Source organism: Variovorax sp. J31P207 (assembly GCF_030316965.1).
Taxonomy (GTDB): domain Bacteria; phylum Pseudomonadota; class Gammaproteobacteria; order Burkholderiales; family Burkholderiaceae_C; genus Variovorax; species Variovorax ginsengisoli_B.
This window is the reverse complement of the sequence record NZ_JASZYN010000002.1, coordinates 229,892-245,792: the sequence shown is the minus strand read 5'-3', so window position 1 is coordinate 245,792 and position 15,901 is coordinate 229,892. Positions and strand designations below refer to the sequence as shown.

General features: G+C 69.0%; 15 protein-coding genes. 13 read left to right on the top strand and 2 right to left on the bottom strand.

What is annotated here, in order from left to right; all coding sequences use genetic code 11:
* Window position 1 precedes the first annotated feature (1 nt).
* On the bottom strand, window positions 2-694 hold the full coding sequence (locus QTI68_RS06780) for a GntR family transcriptional regulator (protein WP_286520518.1): 693 nt from the start codon (window positions 692-694) through the stop codon (window positions 2-4).
* A 135-nt stretch (window positions 695-829) separates the two neighbouring features.
* Between QTI68_RS06780 and QTI68_RS06775 the strand changes: the two genes are divergently transcribed.
* The 9 genes from QTI68_RS06775 to ydiK all read left to right on the top strand — a co-directional run bounded on the left by QTI68_RS06775 (window position 830) and on the right by ydiK (window position 9,108).
* Window positions 830-2,020 carry a CaiB/BaiF CoA transferase family protein gene (locus tag QTI68_RS06775; RefSeq protein WP_286520516.1) on the top strand — a complete coding sequence of 397 codons (1,191 nt, stop codon included), beginning with the start codon at window positions 830-832 and terminating at the stop codon, window positions 2,018-2,020.
* Between the two features lies 1 nt (window position 2,021).
* Window positions 2,022-2,831, top strand: a complete 810-nt coding sequence (locus QTI68_RS06770) for an enoyl-CoA hydratase (RefSeq protein WP_286520514.1) — start codon at window positions 2,022-2,024, stop codon at window positions 2,829-2,831.
* Between the two features lie 29 nt (window positions 2,832-2,860).
* A complete protein-coding gene (locus QTI68_RS06765; RefSeq protein ID WP_286520512.1) occupies window positions 2,861-3,847 on the top strand; it encodes a quinone oxidoreductase family protein in 987 nt (328 codons plus the stop codon).
* 28 nt (window positions 3,848-3,875) lie between these two features.
* The gene (locus QTI68_RS06760) at window positions 3,876-4,847 is read left to right on the top strand and encodes a tripartite tricarboxylate transporter substrate binding protein (RefSeq protein WP_286520511.1); all 972 of its coding nucleotides are present in this window, start codon (window positions 3,876-3,878) and stop codon (window positions 4,845-4,847) included.
* A 113-nt stretch (window positions 4,848-4,960) separates the two neighbouring features.
* A complete protein-coding gene (locus QTI68_RS06755) occupies window positions 4,961-5,638 on the top strand; it encodes a GntR family transcriptional regulator (RefSeq protein WP_286520510.1) in 678 nt (225 codons plus the stop codon).
* 34 nt (window positions 5,639-5,672) lie between these two features.
* Window positions 5,673-6,653, top strand: coding sequence for a Bug family tripartite tricarboxylate transporter substrate binding protein (locus QTI68_RS06750; protein ID WP_286520509.1), 981 nt, complete (start codon window positions 5,673-5,675; stop codon window positions 6,651-6,653).
* Between the two features lie 14 nt (window positions 6,654-6,667).
* Window positions 6,668-7,666: a Bug family tripartite tricarboxylate transporter substrate binding protein gene (locus QTI68_RS06745; protein WP_286520508.1), complete on the top strand. Its 999-nt coding sequence runs from the start codon at window positions 6,668-6,670 to the stop codon at window positions 7,664-7,666.
* Between the two features lie 67 nt (window positions 7,667-7,733).
* Window positions 7,734-7,961: a hypothetical protein gene (locus QTI68_RS06740; protein WP_286520507.1), complete on the top strand. Its 228-nt coding sequence runs from the start codon at window positions 7,734-7,736 to the stop codon at window positions 7,959-7,961.
* A 61-nt stretch (window positions 7,962-8,022) separates the two neighbouring features.
* Window positions 8,023-9,108, top strand: a complete 1,086-nt coding sequence (ydiK, locus tag QTI68_RS06735) for an AI-2E family transporter YdiK (protein WP_286520506.1) — start codon at window positions 8,023-8,025, stop codon at window positions 9,106-9,108.
* A 3-nt stretch (window positions 9,109-9,111) separates the two neighbouring features.
* Here the strand turns inward: ydiK and QTI68_RS06730 are convergent, their stop codons facing one another.
* Entirely contained in the window at window positions 9,112-11,883 is a 2,772-nt protein-coding gene (locus QTI68_RS06730) for an MGH1-like glycoside hydrolase domain-containing protein (protein ID WP_286520505.1), read from the bottom strand.
* Window positions 11,884-12,027: 144 nt separating this feature from the next.
* Between QTI68_RS06730 and QTI68_RS06725 the strand changes: the two genes are divergently transcribed.
* The 4 genes from QTI68_RS06725 (at window position 12,028) to QTI68_RS06710 (ending at window position 15,901) form a co-directional block, all read left to right on the top strand.
* Entirely contained in the window at window positions 12,028-12,831 is an 804-nt protein-coding gene (locus QTI68_RS06725) for a transporter substrate-binding domain-containing protein (RefSeq protein WP_286520504.1), read from the top strand.
* Between the two features lie 138 nt (window positions 12,832-12,969).
* Complete coding sequence (locus tag QTI68_RS06720) at window positions 12,970-13,797, top strand: IclR family transcriptional regulator (protein ID WP_286520503.1); 828 nt, start codon at window positions 12,970-12,972, stop codon at window positions 13,795-13,797.
* 158 nt (window positions 13,798-13,955) lie between these two features.
* The gene (locus tag QTI68_RS06715; RefSeq protein ID WP_286520502.1) at window positions 13,956-14,597 is read left to right on the top strand and encodes a TRAP transporter small permease subunit; all 642 of its coding nucleotides are present in this window, start codon (window positions 13,956-13,958) and stop codon (window positions 14,595-14,597) included.
* Window positions 14,594-15,901: a TRAP transporter large permease gene (locus QTI68_RS06710; RefSeq protein WP_286520501.1), complete on the top strand. Its 1,308-nt coding sequence runs from the start codon at window positions 14,594-14,596 to the stop codon at window positions 15,899-15,901. The genes QTI68_RS06715 and QTI68_RS06710 overlap by 4 nt, the downstream gene beginning before the upstream one ends.

Sequence of the window (15,901 nt, the reverse complement as noted above, 5' to 3'; positions counted from 1 at the left end):
CTCAGCCGGTCAGGCCCGAAAGCCGGATGTAGGCATCGCCGACGTGGCGCGCCATCAGCCTTTCGCAGCGGGCGACATCGCCATCGCGCAGCGCCCTGGCGATCGCCACGTGCTCGGCGATGGAGGCGCGCATGCCCATGTCCTGCGAAAGATTCTTCAGGCGCGAGAGGTGCAGCTTCTGCACCACGCCGCGATAGGTGTCGGCCAGCGCGTGGTTGCCGGCGGCCTCGACGATGGCCCAGTGGAAGTTCAGGTTCTCGCGGTAGTAGCACTGCACGTCGCGGGCCGCGAAGGCGGCGTTCATGTCGGCGATCGAGGCATCGAGCGCATCGGCGAGCGCGATGCGGGCCGCGTCGCCCAGCCGCGCGGCGCGGCGGCCGGCGAAGCCGTCGAGCAGCCCGCGCATCTCGTACAAGTCCCGCAGCTCAGCCGCATCCGGCTCGCGCACGAACACGCCGGCGTGCTTGCGGGCCACGACCAGGCCCGTGCTCTCGAGTTCGCGCAGCGCCTCGCGCACCGGCACCCGGGAAACGCCCAGGCGCGCCGCGATGTCGGGCTCGTTGATGCGTTGGCCGGCCGGCAGCTCGCCGCTCAGGATCATGGCCAGCATGTCATCGCGGACCAGCTTGGCGAGGGGAATGTCGCGCACGGCCGACAGCGGGTCGGTAGGGAGTTCGGAGAGCCAGGGCAGCATGCGAAAGTCCGTTGTGATGTGGATATCGTATACGAACCAATTCTAAAATGTCCACCACTTTATAAAAAGTGTTGACACTTCGTCGAGGGATATCAACAATCCAGCGCATCCAAAGGCCCTCCAGGTTCATTCCGAATGCCCCATCTGCCTGCCTCATCCGCCCTGCAACGCTTCCGCGTGATCGACCTGACCCAGGTTCGTGCCGGTCCCACCGCCTGCCGCCAATTGGCCGACTGGGGGGCCGACGTCATCCAGGTCCAGATGCCCGAGCACATGCGCGGCGACGACACCCTGGGCGGGCAGGACGGCTCCGACTACCAGTACACGCACCGCAACAAGCGCTCCATCACGCTCGATCTCAAGCAGGCCGATGGCATCGCGACCCTCCAGCGCCTGATCGCGAAAGCCGACGTGGTGGTCGAGAACTTCCGCCCGGACGTGAAATTCCGCCTGGGCATCGACTACGAGACGCTGGCGGCGGACAACCCGCGCCTGGTCTACGCCAGCATCTCCGGCTTCGGCCAGTCGGGCCCGCTGGCGACGCGTCCGGGCTTCGACCAGATCGCGCAGGGCATGGGCGGCCTGATGTCGGTCACGGGCCTGCCGGGCGACGGCCCCATGCGCGTCGGCATTCCGATCGCCGACCTGTGCGCCGGCATCTTCGCGGCGCAGGGCATCCTGGTCGCCCTGCTGGAGCGCGAGACCTCCGGCAAGGGGCAGTGGCTGCACACCTCGCTGCTGGAGTCGATGGTCTACATGATGGATTTCCAGACCTCGCGCTACCTGATCGACGGTGAAGTCGGCCACCAGGCGGGCAATTTCCATCCGACCAGCATTCCGACCGGCGTCTACAAGGCCCGCGACGGCTACCTGAACATTGCCGTGTTCGGCTCCAAGATCTGGGAGCGCTTCTGCCACATCCTCGGCGCGCCCGAATGGATCACCGACGAGCGCTACCACGACAAGCCCTCGCGCTCGGTCCACCGCGACGCGCTCAACGCCGAGATCGACCGGCGTCTCGCGGCGCACGACCGCAGCCACTGGATCGCGCAGTTCAATGCCGGCGGCGTCGCCTGCGGCCTCATCAGCGACATGCGCGAGGTCTTCGCCGAGCCGCAGATCGAACACCTGGGCATGGTGAAGGAGGTGGTGTCGGCGCGGCTCGGCCGGCAGCGGCTGGTCGGCCAGCCGATGCAGCTGGAGCGCACCCCCAGCACCATCGCCCGCGCGGCCCCGCGCCGTGGCGAACACACCGAGGAAGTCCTGCGCGAACTGGGCATCGGCGCGGACGACCTGGTCCGCATGCAAGCGAACGGAGTTTTCTGACATGACCCATCCCACCTACGCATCCGCCACCGAGCGGGTCCAGACCTGGCTCGACGGCAGCACGCTGCACATCCGCTTCAACAACCCGGCACGGCACAACGCGCTGTCGGTCGACATGTGGGAGGCCGTGCCGCCGCTGCTGCGCCTGGCGCAGGACGACGACCGGGTGCGCCTGGTCGTCTTCTCGGGCGCCGGCGAGAAGGCCTTCGTGTCGGGCGCCGACATCTCGCAGTTCGAGGACATGCGCGCCGCGCGCGAGGCCGTGACCCGCTACGAGGCGATGGCCGAGGAAGCGCTGATGAGCATCCACGACTTCCCGAAGCCGACGCTGGCCTGCATCCGCGGCTGGTGCATCGGCGGCGGCGTGAACGTGGCGATCAGCTGCGACATCCGCATCGCGGCGGACGACGCGGTGTTCTCGATCCCGGCCGCGCGGCTGGGGCTGGGCTACCGCTATTCGGCGATGAAGAACCTGGTCGACCTGATCGGCCCCGGCGCGGCCAAGGACCTCTTCTTCACCGCGCGCCGGATCGACGCCGCGGAAGCGAAGGCGCTCGGCCTCGTGACCCGCGTCGCCACGGTGGCGGGGCTAGCCGCGCTGCTGGCCGAGTACACGCAGGCGCTGGCCGACAACGCCCCGCTGACCGTGGCGGCCGGCAAGGCCATCACCCGCGAGATCCTGAAGCCCTCGCCGGATCTGGACCAGGCCCTGTGCGCGGCCCTGATCCGCGGCTGCTTCGAGAGCGCCGACTACACCGAGGGCCGCACCGCCTTCATGCAGAAGCGCAAGCCGGTCTTCACGGGCCGCTAGCACCGAACAAAAAACCAGGAGATCCAACGATGCAGTCCTACTGGATGCAGATGACCGACGCGGCGACCGTGCTGGAAATGCGCGAGACGGCGCCGCCGAAACCCGGCCCGCAGCAGCTGCTGCTGCGGATGCACGCGGCGTCGCTCAATCGCGGCGAGTTCGTGGCCGGCCACGGCCTGCACGGCCAGCCCGGCAGCTGGAAGGCGATCGGCGGCGAGGGCGCCGGCGAGGTCGTCGCCGTCGGGGCCGGCGTCACGCGCTTCAGGCCGGGCGATGCCGTCATGGGCCGCTGTTCCGGCGCGTTCTCGGAGTACGCGCTGATGGAAGAGATCGAGGCGATGGCCAAGCCGGCCAGCCTGTCGTGGGAAGAAGCCGCCTGCGTCGCGCTGACCTTCCTGGTGTCCTACGACATGCTGGTGCTGCAGGGGCGCCTCCAGTCCGGCGAGTGGGTGCTGATCAATGGCGTGTCGTCCGGCGTCGGGGTGGCTTCCCTGCAGCTGGCCAAGCTGCTGGGTGCGAAGGTGATCGGCACCTCGGGCTCGGAGGACAAGCTGGCGCGGCTGAAGCCGCTGGGCCTGGATCTCGCCCTCTGCACGCGCGCCCCCGACTTCGGCGCCGCGGTGATGCAGGCGACCGAACAACACGGCGCCGACCTGGTCATCAACACGGTCGGCGGCACGGTCTTCGCGGAGAACATCCGGGCGATGGCCTTCGAGGGCCGGCTGGCCACGGTCGGCTATGTCGATGGCGTGGTGCAGGCCGAGCTCGACCTCGCGGCGCTGCACGCGAAGCGGCTCACGCTGTTCGGCGTCTCGAACAAGCTGCGCAGCAAGGCGCAGCGCGCGGCGGCGATCCCCGCCTTCGTGCGGGAGGTGCTGCCGCACATCGCCGCCGGCCGCATCCGGCCGCAGATCGACCGGGTCTGCGACTTCGCGCAGCTGAAGGAAGCCAAGGCGACGATGGAGAGCGGCGGCCATGTCGGGAAGATCGTGCTGCGCATGCCGGCCGCGGCCTGAGCCCAAGAACGACAAAAGGAGACAAGACATGGACATCAAGAAGATCGCCCTGGCGCTTGGCCTGTGCGCCGTGGGCAGCGTCGCCTGGTCGCAGCCCGGGGACTACCCGAGCAAGCCGATCCGCCTGGTCATCGGCTTCGCCCCCGGCGGCGCCGCCGACTACGTGGCCCGGGCCATGAGCGTGGCCTTCGGCAAGGCGCTCGGCCAGCCGGTGGTGGTCGATAACAAGCCGGGCAACGGATCGAGCATCGCGGCGGAACTGGTGGCCAAGTCGCCGGCCGACGGCTACACCTTGCTGATCGCCAGCCCGAGCAGCATCTCGGTCAACCCGGCGCTCAATCCCAAGCTGGCCTACACGGCGCGCGACCTCGCGGCCGTGACGAAGATGACCACCTCGCCGCTGGTGCTCGCGGTCAATCCCGCCACCGGCATCCGCTCGGTCACCGACCTGATCGCGGCGGCGAAGAAGGAGCCGGGCAAGCTCAACTACTCGACCTCGGGCAACGGTTCGGCGCCGCACCTGGGGGCCGCGCTGTTCAGCCAGATCACCGGCGCGGAGATGACCCACGTCCCCTACCGCGGCGGCAGCCTGGCGATCCAGTCGGTGATGGCGGGCGACACCCAGCTCACCTTCGGCACCTCGCCCTCGGTGCTGCCGATGGCCAACGCCGGTCGGCTGCTGGCGCTGGCCGTGAGCACCCGCGAGCGCTCACCGCTGGTGCCCGGGCTGCCGGGCATGAAGGAGGCGGGCCTGCCCGACTACAACCTCGAGTTCTGGTATGGCATGTTCGTGCCCGCCGGCACCCCGCCGGCCATCGTGCAGAAGATCTTCAAGGCGACCATCGCCGCGATGGAGGACCCGGCGGTCAAGGCATCGCTGGCGCGCGACGGCACCGAGGTGTCGCTGTCGGCCTCGCCGGAGCAGTTCAACAGCTTCCTGGCCGAGGACGGCAAGTTCTGGGTCAAGCTGGTCAAAACCGCCAACGTCAAGGTGGAGTAATAGTGCCCCCACGCTCCCCACTGCGTGTGGTCGCTGCCCCCCAGGGGGGCCGCAGTCCGCCTTGGGGCGGCCCGGCGGCGGACTCGCATTGGCCGTGCAGGTAGGATTTGCCCATGCCAACTCCTTCCTCCAGCCCCCGCGGCGCCGGCCTGTCGCATGCCATCGTGAGCGAGCTCAAGCAGCTGATCTACAGCGGCGAGTTCAAGCCCGGCGAGCGCCTCAACGAGGCGGCGCTGGCGCTGCGCATGGGCACCAGCCGCGGTCCGATCCGCGAGGCGATCAAGGTGCTGGCCGGACTGGGCCTGGTGACCGCGGTCGCCAACCGCGGCGTGTTCGTGCGGCAACTCTCGCTGCGCGAGATGCTCGAGATCTACGAATTGCGCGCGCTGGTGTTCGGCTACGCGGCCGACCGGGCCTGCGAGCATTTCACCGAAGAGCACAGGAAGCAGATGGAGGCGCTGCTCGACGCCATGGATGCCGCCTGCGACGCGGAGGACGGCACGCTCTACTACGAGCTCAACCTGCAGTTCCATTCGCTGATCCTCGAGATCTCGAACAACCGGCGCGCCCACCAGGCCTACGACGACTACGTGAAGGAACTGCACCTGGTGCGCCGCAAGTACTTCAACGCGCCGGGCAACATGCGGCGCTCGAATGCCGAGCACCGGGCGATCTTCGAAGCCATCGTGGCATCGAACAAGGCCCGCGCCCGCGCCGCCGCGGAGCGCCATGTGCATGCCGGCAGGGCGCGGCTGCTGGCGAATTTCGAAGAGCCGCTGCAGGGCGCCTGAGCCTGCGCAGCGCATCGACCATCCGGAGCCGATCATGAAAACAATCACCCGTCGACTCGTCCTGGCCCAGGCCGGCCTGCTCGCCATCGGGGGCCTGAAACCCGCGGGCGCCGCCGAGGCCTTCCCCTCCAGGCCCCTGAAGATCTACGTCGGCTACAGCGCTGGCGGCGCGGTCGACGCGATCGCGCGCTCGGTCGGCCAGCGGATGGCGGCCATCCTCGGCCAGCCCGTGGTGGTCGAGAACAAGCCGGGCGCCGGCACCAACATCGCGGTGAAGTCGCTGATCGGCAGTCCGCCCGACGGCTACACCCTGCTGCTGGCGGCGAATGCGCTGGCGGTCAACCCGTCGCTGTTCCAGCCGCCGCCCTACGACCTGGAGCGCGACCTGACGCCGGTGGCCCTGGTCGGCCGGGTGCCGGTGGTGTTCGCGGTGCGCGAGGGCTCGGAGTTCAAGACCCTGCAGCAGATGGTGACCGCCGCCAGGGCGAAGCCGGGCGCGGTCACCGTGGCGACGCCGGGCAACGGCTCGACGCCGCACCTGGCCATGGAGCTGTTCCAGCACACGGCCGGCCTGTCGCTGCGCCATGTGCCCTACAAGGGCGGTGCGCCCGCGCTGACCGACCTGCTTGGCGGCCATGTCGACGTGGTGGCGGTCAACGCGCTCGAGGCCCTGCCCCTGGCCAAGGGCGGCAAGCTGCGAGTGCTGGCCGTGATGAGCGCCGAGCATTCCGCGGTGCTGCCGGGCGTGCCGACGGTCGCGGAGTCCGGCTTTCCGGGCTTCGAGGCCAGCGTCTGGTATGGCTTCGTCGCGCCGGCCGGGCTGCCGAAGCCGGTGCTGGCGCAGCTGCACGCCGCGGTGCAGAAGGCGATCGAGTCGCCCGAAGTGCGCGAGCAGCTGGCGGCCGCCGGCGGCCTTCCGCTGCCGGGGCCGACCGCGCAGTTCGACCAGCTGCTCAAGAGCGATGCGGCCCGCTACGGCAAGCTGATCCGCGAAGCCGGCATCAAGCCCGAATGAAGACGGGGCAACAGATGACGACAGGCTTCACCCGCCGCCAGGCCTGCCTCGCCGCGGCCGGCGGCGCGCTGTGGAGCGCGAGCCGCGCGGCCATGGCGCAGCAGGGTTATCCGAGCCGGCCGCCGCACCTCATCGTCCCGTTCACGCCGGGCGGATCTTCCGACGTGCTGGGCCGGGCCATCGGGCAGGAGCTCGGCCGCGCGTTGGGCCAGCCCGTCGTGATCGAGAACGTGCCCGGCGCGGGCGGATCGGTCGGCGCCGAGAAGGTCGCGCGCGCGCCCGCTGACGGCTACACCCTGCTCATGGGGCACATCGGAACGCTGGCCGTCAACCCCTCGCTCTATCCCAAGCTCGGCTATGACCCGCTGCGCAGCTTCGCGCCGGTGGCCTGGGTGGCGCGGGTGCCGAACGTGCTCGTGGTCCATGCCTCGGTGCCGGCCCGCACGCTGGCCGAGCTGATCGCGCTGGCCAAGGCGCGTCCCGGCCAGCTGGCGTACGGCTCCGGCGGCAACGGCAGCGCCGCGCACATGACGATGGAATACCTCAAGCTGCAGACCGGCGCCTCGTTCCTGCACATTCCCTACAAGGGCACGGCGCCGTCGGTCAACGACCTGCTGGCCGGCCAGGTGCAGCTGCTGTTCACGGGTGCGCCGGCGCTGCTGCCGCACATCAAGGCCGGCAAGATGCGTGCGCTGGCGGTGTCGAGCCCGCGCCGCATCGCGCTCCTGCCGGAGGTGCCGACCGTGGCCGAGAGCGGCGTCGCGGGCACCCAGGGCTTCGAGGCCGACCAGTGGTACGGCGTGGTCGCGCCGGCCGGCACGCCGGCGGAGATCGTCGCGATGCTCAACCAGCAGATCAACCGGTCGCTGGGCTCGGCGGAGGTCGGCGCCCGGCTGGCCGCCGAGGGCGCCGAGGCCACGCCCGCCACGCCGCAGGTCTTCGGCCAGCTCATCGCGGGCGAGATCCGGCGCTGGGAGCGCGTGATCAAGGCCACCCACATCACCGTCGACTGACCGGCGCCGCGGGTGCCGGCGCCGAAGCCGGTGTAGAGTCGCCCTCCGATCCGACACAGGGGAACTCATGGCAAGAACAAGCGACTGGGCGGCCAAGGTGCTGACGCTCCTCAAGGGCGGCAACACCGACGCGGCGATCGCGCAGATCAGGGTCGCGCCGAGCGTCAAGGACATCCAGGCGCTCCAGGCGGCGCTGGTCCTGGCCCGGCTGACCGGGCGCTGGCGCGACGTCGACGAGACCATCCGCCAGAGCGTCGACGCCTTGTCGGCGCCGCGCCTGCACCGCTCGCCCTGAGCGTCACGCGCCGCGCCGGGGCTCGGCTACGATGGCGCCTTCCGTACAGAGGTGACGCCCCATGACAGACACGCGCCCGGACCTTGCCAAGATCACGTTCAGCGTGTTGACCATCTTCCTGCTGATCGCCTCTTCCCTCTGGATTTTGCGGCCCTTCCTCGGTGCCACCATCTGGGCCGTGATGGTGGTGGTGGCGAGCTGGCCGGCGCTGCTCTGGTTCGAGGCCCGGCTGTGGGGACGGCGCAGCCTGGCGGTGCTGGTGATGGTGCTGATCCTGCTGCTGCTCTTCGTGCTGCCGCTGACGATGGCCATCTCCACCATCGCGGCCAACGCCGACGAAGTCATCGCCTGGTTCAAGCTCCAGATCAGCAAGGGCCCTCCGCAGCTGCCCGACTGGGTCGGCGGCGTGCCCTTCGTCGGGCCCAAGGTGGTGCTGGCCTGGGACGAGCTGGTGGCTTCGGGCGTGGCGGGCATCGAGGCCAAGGTCACGCCCTATGCCTCGCGCGTCACCGGCTGGCTGTTCTCGCAGGCCGGGGTGGTGGGGGCGCTCACTTTGCAGTTCCTGCTGACCGTGGTGATCGCGGGCCTGATGTATGCCCAGGGCGAATCGGCGGCCAACGAGGTCCGGCGCTTCGGCCGCCGGCTGGGCGGCGCGCGCGGCGAGGATGCGGTGGTGCTGGCCGGCAAGGCGATCCGGGGCGTGGCCCTCGGCGTCGGCGTGACGGCGATCGTCCAGGCCGTGGTGGGCGGCATCGGCCTCGCGATCGCCGGCGTGCCCTTCGCGGCCCTGCTCACTGCCGTGATGTTCATGCTGTGCATCGTGCAGCTCGGGCCGACGCTGGTGCTGGCGCCGGCGACGATCTGGGTCTTCTGGAACGGCTCGACCGGCTGGGGCGTCTTCCTGCTGGTGTGGACCGTGATCGTCGGCACCATGGACAACTTCCTGCGCCCGTGGCTCATCAAGCGCGGCGCCGACCTGCCGCTGTTGCTGATCTTCGCTGGCGTGATCGGCGGCCTGCTCGGCTTCGGGCTGGTCGGGATCTTCGTCGGTCCGGTGCTGCTGGCGGTTTCCTATACGCTGATCAACGCCTGGCTCGACAGCGCCGACCCCTCGGCCGGCGAGGCCGGGCCGGATTCGCACGCGTAGCGGTCAGGGCGCGGTGGTGCCGGCGCTGGTCGCCCCGTGCAGTGCCCGCGCGGCCTGCGCCTCGGCGTCCGGCATGAGCAGCAGCTCCCGGGTCAGCAGCGCGTTGATCTGGATGATGCGCGCGACGCAGCCGGTCCAGCCGGTCTGGTGACTGGCGCCGATGCCGGCGCCGGAATCGCCGTGGAAGTATTCGTAGAACAGCACCAGGTCGCGCCAGTGGGGGTCGTCTCGGAACTTCGGCGCCGGGCCGTGTGCCGGCCGTTGGCCTTCCTGGCCGCGCAGGAAGAGGCGGCACAGGCGCTCGCCCAGTTCCTTCGCCACTTCGAGGAGGGTCATCATCTGCCCCGATCCCGTCGGGCATTCGACCTTGAAGTCGTCGCCGAAGTAGGCGTACAGGCGCAGCAGCGAGGTGTAGAGCAGGAAGTTGATCGGCATCCAGACCGGCCCGCGCCAATTGGAATTGCCGCCGAACATGCCTGAATCGGAATCGCCCGGCACATAGGCCACCCGGTACGACTGGCCGGCGTGCTCGAAGACGTAGGGGTGTTCGAGGTGGACGCGCGACAGCGCGCGGATGCCGTGCGGTCCGAAGAACTCGTCCTCGTCCAGCATGCGCGCGAGGATGCGGCGCAGCTTGTCCTTGCCGACGATCGCCAGCATGCGTCGCCCGGCGACGCCGGGCTCGTTCGGCAGATGCGCGTTCGCCACGAGTTCCGGGTGCCGCGCCATGAACTGTCGCGCACGATCGCGAAACCGCGGCAGCCTGTCGATGGTGTCCTGCTCGAACACGGCCGCCGCGGCCAGCGGCAGCAGTCCGACGATCGAGCGGACCTTCAGGCGCGTGGCGCTGCCGTCCGGCAGGCGCAGCACGTCGTAGAAGAAGCCGTCCTCCTCGTCCCACATCTCGTCCTGGCGCTCGCCGACCCGGTCCATCGCGCCGGCGATGAACATCGTGTGCTGGAAGAACTTCTCGACGAATTCCTCGTACAGCGGCTCGTTCACCGCCAGCTCGACCGCGATCCGCAGCATCTGCTGGCTGAAGAACACCATCCAGGCCGTGCCGTCGGCCTGGTCCAGGTAGCCGCCCGTGGGCAGGGGCGCGGAGCGGTCGAACACGCCGATGTTGTCGAGTCCGAGGAAGCCGCCCTCGAACACGTTGGCGCCGGTGCGGTCCTTCCGGTTGACCCACCAGGTGAAGTTGACCAGCAGCTTGGAGAACGCGTACTTGAGGAACTCGATGTCGCCGTTGTCGCCGCGGCGCTCCTTGTCGATCAGGAACAGCTGCATCGTGGCCCAGGCGTGCACCGGCGGATTGACGTCGCCGAAGTTCCACTCGTAGGCGGGCAGCTGGCCGTTCGGATGCAGGTAGTCGTTGCGCAGCATCAGGTCGAGTTGCTGCTTGGCGAAATCGGGGTCGACCATGCCCAGCGGGATCATGTGGAAGGCCAGGTCCCAGGCGGCGTACCACGGGTACTCCCACTTGTCGGGCATCGAGATGATGTCGTCGTTGAACATGTGGCCCCAGTCGATGTTCCGCACCCGGCGCCGCTCCGACGGTGGCAGCTGGCCGCCGGCGCCGTGCTCGTCGAGCCAGAGATCGAGGTCGTAGTAGAAGTACTGCTTGGTCCACAGCATGCCGGCCAGCGCCTGGCGCAGGACGCGCGCACGGTCGGGGTCATCCCGGACCGCCGGCGGCGTCACCGCGGCGTAGAACGCGTCGGCCTCCTCGAGCCGGCTGGCGAAGACAGCGTCGAAGTCGTCGAACGGCGCGGGCGACGCAGCGGGCTCGCGGGTCGTCAGCCGCAGCCGCACGACCTGCGACTGCCCCGGGGCGACGAGCAGCCGATGGTGCGCCGCCACCTTGGTGCCCTGGCCCGCGGGATTGACCGCGCCCGCATCGCCCTGCACGACGAAGGCGTGGATGCCGTCCTTCACGAACGGGGAGGCGTTGGTGCCGCCGAACAGGCGCGCGTTGTTGGTCTCGTTCTCGGTGAAGAGCAGCGGCACGTCGGCATCGCAGAAGAGGTGGTAGTCGGCCAGCGATTCGAGGAACAGCGGATCGGTGTGGCGTGCCCGCACGGCCGCACCCCCGGTGGCGGCCACGCGCTCGATGACCGGCTTGGAGCCGCCGCCCGGCTGCGACCAGGTGTTGCGGAACCATAGGGTCGGCAGCAGGTGCAGGGGCGCCGCGTCGGCGCCGCGATTGAAGGCGGTGATCCGCACCAGCAGGTCGTCGGGCGCCGCCTTGGCGTATTCGACGAAGACGTCGAAATAGCGGTCGTCGTCGAACACGCCGGTGTCGAGCAGTTCGTATTCGGGCTGGTCCCTGCCGCGGCCGCGGTTGGTGGCGACGAGGTCGTTGTACGGGTAGGCCGCCTGCGGGTACTTGTACAGGTACTTCATGTACGAGTGCGTCGGCGTCGAATCGAGATAGAAGTAGCACTCCTTGACGTCCTCGCCGTGATTGCCCTCGCTGTTGGCCAGGCCGAAGGCGCGCTCCTTCAGGATCGGGTCGCGGCCGTTCCACAACGCCAGGGCGAAACAAAGGACCTGGTGGTCGTCGCTGATGCCGGCCAGCCCGTCTTCGCCCCAGCGGTAGGCGCGCGACCGGGCCTGGTCGTGGGTGAAGTAGTTCCAGGCATCGCCGTTGTCGCTGTAGTCCTCGCGCACCGTCCCCCATTGCCGCTCGCTCAGATACGGCCCCCACTTCTTCCAGGCCGCGAGGCCCGCATGCGTGTCGTCGAGCCGGCGCCGTTCTGCTGTTTCGCTGCTCATGGGAGGCTCTCCTTGAGAAGACAAGATCGGGAGGCACCGATCGCGTTCCCGAGTGTAGGGTCTCTATACAGCCCCTGCCAGGCCGTCGAATGGATGGCACCCATCTTGCATACAAGGCGGGCTCCCGCCCCTTCGAGCCACACGATGACCCACCCGACCCGCTTCCTTTCCCTCGCTTCGATCGGCCTCGCCGCCGCGCTCGTCCTCGCAGCCGCTGGCACCGCCTCGGCGCAGACGGCCCTCGACGACGTGCTCAAGGCCAGGACCATCCGGATCGCCATCCCGACCGACTTCCCGCCCTACGGTTCGGTCGGCACCGACCTTGCGCCGCAAGGCCTGGACATCGACATGGCGCGCCTCATCGCGGCCAAGCTCGGCGTGAAGGCCGAGCTGCTGCCGGTGACGACCGCCAACCGCATTCCGTACCTGCAGACCCGGAAGGCGGACCTGGTGATCTCGACCCTCGGCAAGAATCCCGAGCGCGAGAAGGTCATCGACTTCACGATCGCCTATTCGCCCTTCTTCATCGGCGTGTTCGGGCCGAAGACCATCGCGCTCAAGTCGCCGGCCGATCTCGCGGGCAAGTCGATCGCCGTCACGCGCGGCTCGGTCGACGACGCCGAGCTGACCAAGGTGGCGCCGCCATCGACCGAACTGCGCCGCTTCGAGGACAACAACACGACGATCTCCGCCTTCGTCGCCGGCCAGACCCAACTGGTCGCCACCAGCGCGCAGGTGGCCTCGGCCATGATGAGCAAGAACCCGCAGCTGGGCGCCGAATACAAGTTCGTGCTCAAGGACTCGCCCAACTTCGTCGGTGTCGCCAAGGGCGAGGACAAGCTGCGCGCGCGCGTCGACGAGATCCTGGCGGACGCCAGGAAGAGCGGCGAGCTCGACCGGCTGTCGGTCAAGTGGCTGGGCCGCCCCACCGGCGACCTGCCCCAGTGACGGTCCGGCCGATCGCCTCGGCAATGTCGACATCGGTGTAAACACTGTGTTTGACAACCTGGTTGTGCCCGACCATCGACCCCCGGATCGCGCGCCATGCGGCCGGGCCGATGGCGCGCAAATTGCATAAGGCACGCCATGACAGCCAGCTCGCCGCGCCCGTCCAGCAAGACCACGAAGGTCACCCGCATCGACCGCGACAGCGACAGCACCGTGCAGTCGCTCACCCGCGCCATGCAGCTGTTGGAGCTGCTCGCCGATGACGACGAAGGCTATCGGCTGGTCGATATCGCGGCGCACAGCGGGCTTTCCTCTTCCACCGCGCACCGGCTGCTCACCACGCTCGAGCAGCGGCAGTTCGTCCAGTTCGACCGTGAGACCAACCTCTGGTATGTGGGCGTGCGCTGTTTCTCGGTGGGCTCGGCTTTCGCGCGCCGGCGTCGCATCGCGCACCTCGCGCTGCCCGTGATGCGCCGCCTGCGCGACAGCACGGGCGAGAGCATCAACCTGGGCATCGCCGATCTCGGCGACATCGTCTTCGTGACCCAGGTCGAAAGCCGCGAGACCATGCGCGCCATCGGCAAGCCCGGCTTTCGTGCACCGCTGCATGGCACCGCCATGGGGCAGTCGATCCTGGCGGCGATGGCCGAGGAAGACGTGCTGCAGTACCTGCGCACCTACGGCCTGCCGAAGCTCACCAACAACACGATCGCGCGCGCATCGCGGCTGCACGAGACGCTCGGCGAAGTGCGCCGCGCGGGCCACGCGATCGACGACGAGCAGAACGCGGTCGGGCTGCGCTGCATCGCCGCCGCGATCCGCGACGAGCATGGCCAGCCCTTCGGCGCGATCTCGCTGGTCGGCCCGACGCAGCGCATCCGGAGTTCCGATTTCGCACAGCTCGGCGCCATGGTGCGCGCGGCTGCCGACGAGATCACCGCCGCCTACGGCGGAAGGGCCCGCTAGGCCCCCTCGGCCCCTGGCCTTCCACTGGCGCAAGGCGCCAAGTGATTGATTTCCAAAGGCTTTTGCTGGTCGTCCCGCGCAGCGGAATTGTCCGCAGCGCGCGCCCGTTGCACGCTCCAATGCATGCACTTCAACCGCATCTCCTTGCAAACAAAACCATGAAAACATTGCTTCCACCGCACGGCGTGAGCCGGACGCTGACGCGGGTTTGCGACTGGACCGTGATCGCCTGCGGCTGGTGGCTGATCGCTCTGTCGGTGATGACCTGCGCCGAGATGCTCGGCCGCAAGGTCTTCTCGTTCAGCCTCCAGGGCATCGACGAGATCGGCTCCTACACCTACGGCATCGTCGGCGCCTTCGGCTTCGCCTACACGCTGATCACGCGCAGCCACACGCGGGTCGACTTCCTGCTGTCGCGCTTCTCGGTCGGCACGCGGGCCCTGCTCAACATGCTCGCGATGCTGAGCCTGGCGGCGCTGTCGCTGCTGTGCCTCTGGCGCGGCTACAACGTGGTGCTCGAGAGCATCGAGTTGCGCAGCACCGCAGCGACGCCGCTGGCCACGCCGATGTGGATCCCGCAATCGATCTGGCTCGGCGGCTACCTGATGTTCGCCCTGGTCGCGGCCTGGGCGGCCTTCGATGCGCTGCGCCTGTTCGTGCAGCGGCGCACGGGCGAGCTGAACGAGCGCTTCGGGCCGCAGACGATCGAGGAGGAGATCGAGGCCGAGACCGAGGTGCAGCTCAAGACACCGGCGCAGCCGGTGCCCGCGCACGCCGTCGCAACCGGAGCCGCATCATGATCGGGCCGCTGGAGATCCTGGCCGGCCTGGCGATCATGCTGGGCCTCATGTTCCTCGGCTTCCACGTCGCGACGACGATGCTGGTGGTCGGGCTGCTCGGCGCGCTGGTGCACTTCGGCATGCCGGCCATCAACGCGGTCGGCGAGCAGCTCTGGGCGGCCGGCGAGGACTACCTGCTGCTGTCGATCCCGCTGTACATCCTGCTCGGCGAGATCCTGATGCGGGGTGGCGCCACCGACAAGATGTACCAGTCGCTCGGCCAGTGGCTCAACCGCATGCCGGGCGGGCTGCTGCACACCAACATCGGCGCCTCGGCGCTGTTCTCCGCCGTGTCGGGCTCCTCGGTCGCGACCGCGGCGACGATCTCGACGGTCGCGCTGCCGGCCTTCAAGAACCGCAAGTACGACCAGCGCATGGTGCTCGGCACCATCGCCGCCGGCGCCAGCCTGGGCAACCTGATTCCGCCCGGCGTGGCCTTCATCATCTACGGCTCGATGACCAACACCTCGGCCGCGCGGCTGTACATGGCCGGCATCCTGCCCGGCGCGATCATGACGGTGCTGTTCCTGCTCACCATCCTGGCGATCTGCGTCTGGCGTCCCTCGGTCGCGGGCACCCGCGAGGGCCGCACCCCGCTGGGGGAGAAGCTGCGCCACTCGGTGCACCTGCTCGGCCCGCTGGCGGTGTTCGCGGTCGTGATGGGCGGCATCTACACGGGCTGGGCCACCGTCACCGAAAGCGCCGCGCTGGGCGTGATCGTCTGCCTGCCCATCGCGGCGGGCTATCGCAAGCTCGACATCCCGATGCTGCACGAGTGCTTCCGCTCGACCATGCGTCTCACCGCGATGACGGCGCTGATCCTGGTGGCGGCGCTGTACCTCAACTTCGTGCTCTCGATGCTGGGCGTGCCGCAGGCGCTGGCGACCCTCATCAAGTCGGCCGACGTCTCGCCGATCATGCTGCTGTGGATGCTGGCGGTGCTGTACCTGGTGCTCGGCATCGCGCTCGAGACGATGCCGATGCTGGTCGGCACGCTGCCGGTGGTGTTTCCGATCATCCAGGCCGCGGGCATCGATCCCGTCTTCTTCGGCGTCTTCATGGTGCTGATGTGCGAGATCTCGCTCATCAGCCCGCCCATCGGCATGACGCTCTACGTGATCCAGGGCGTGCGCGGCGAAGGCTCCATCAACGACGTGTTCCAGGGCACCTTGCCCTTCTTCGCCGCCATGATCGTGATGACCGCGATCCTGATCCACAACCCTTCGATCGCCACCTACCTGCCGAACCTGATGTTCGGCAAGTGA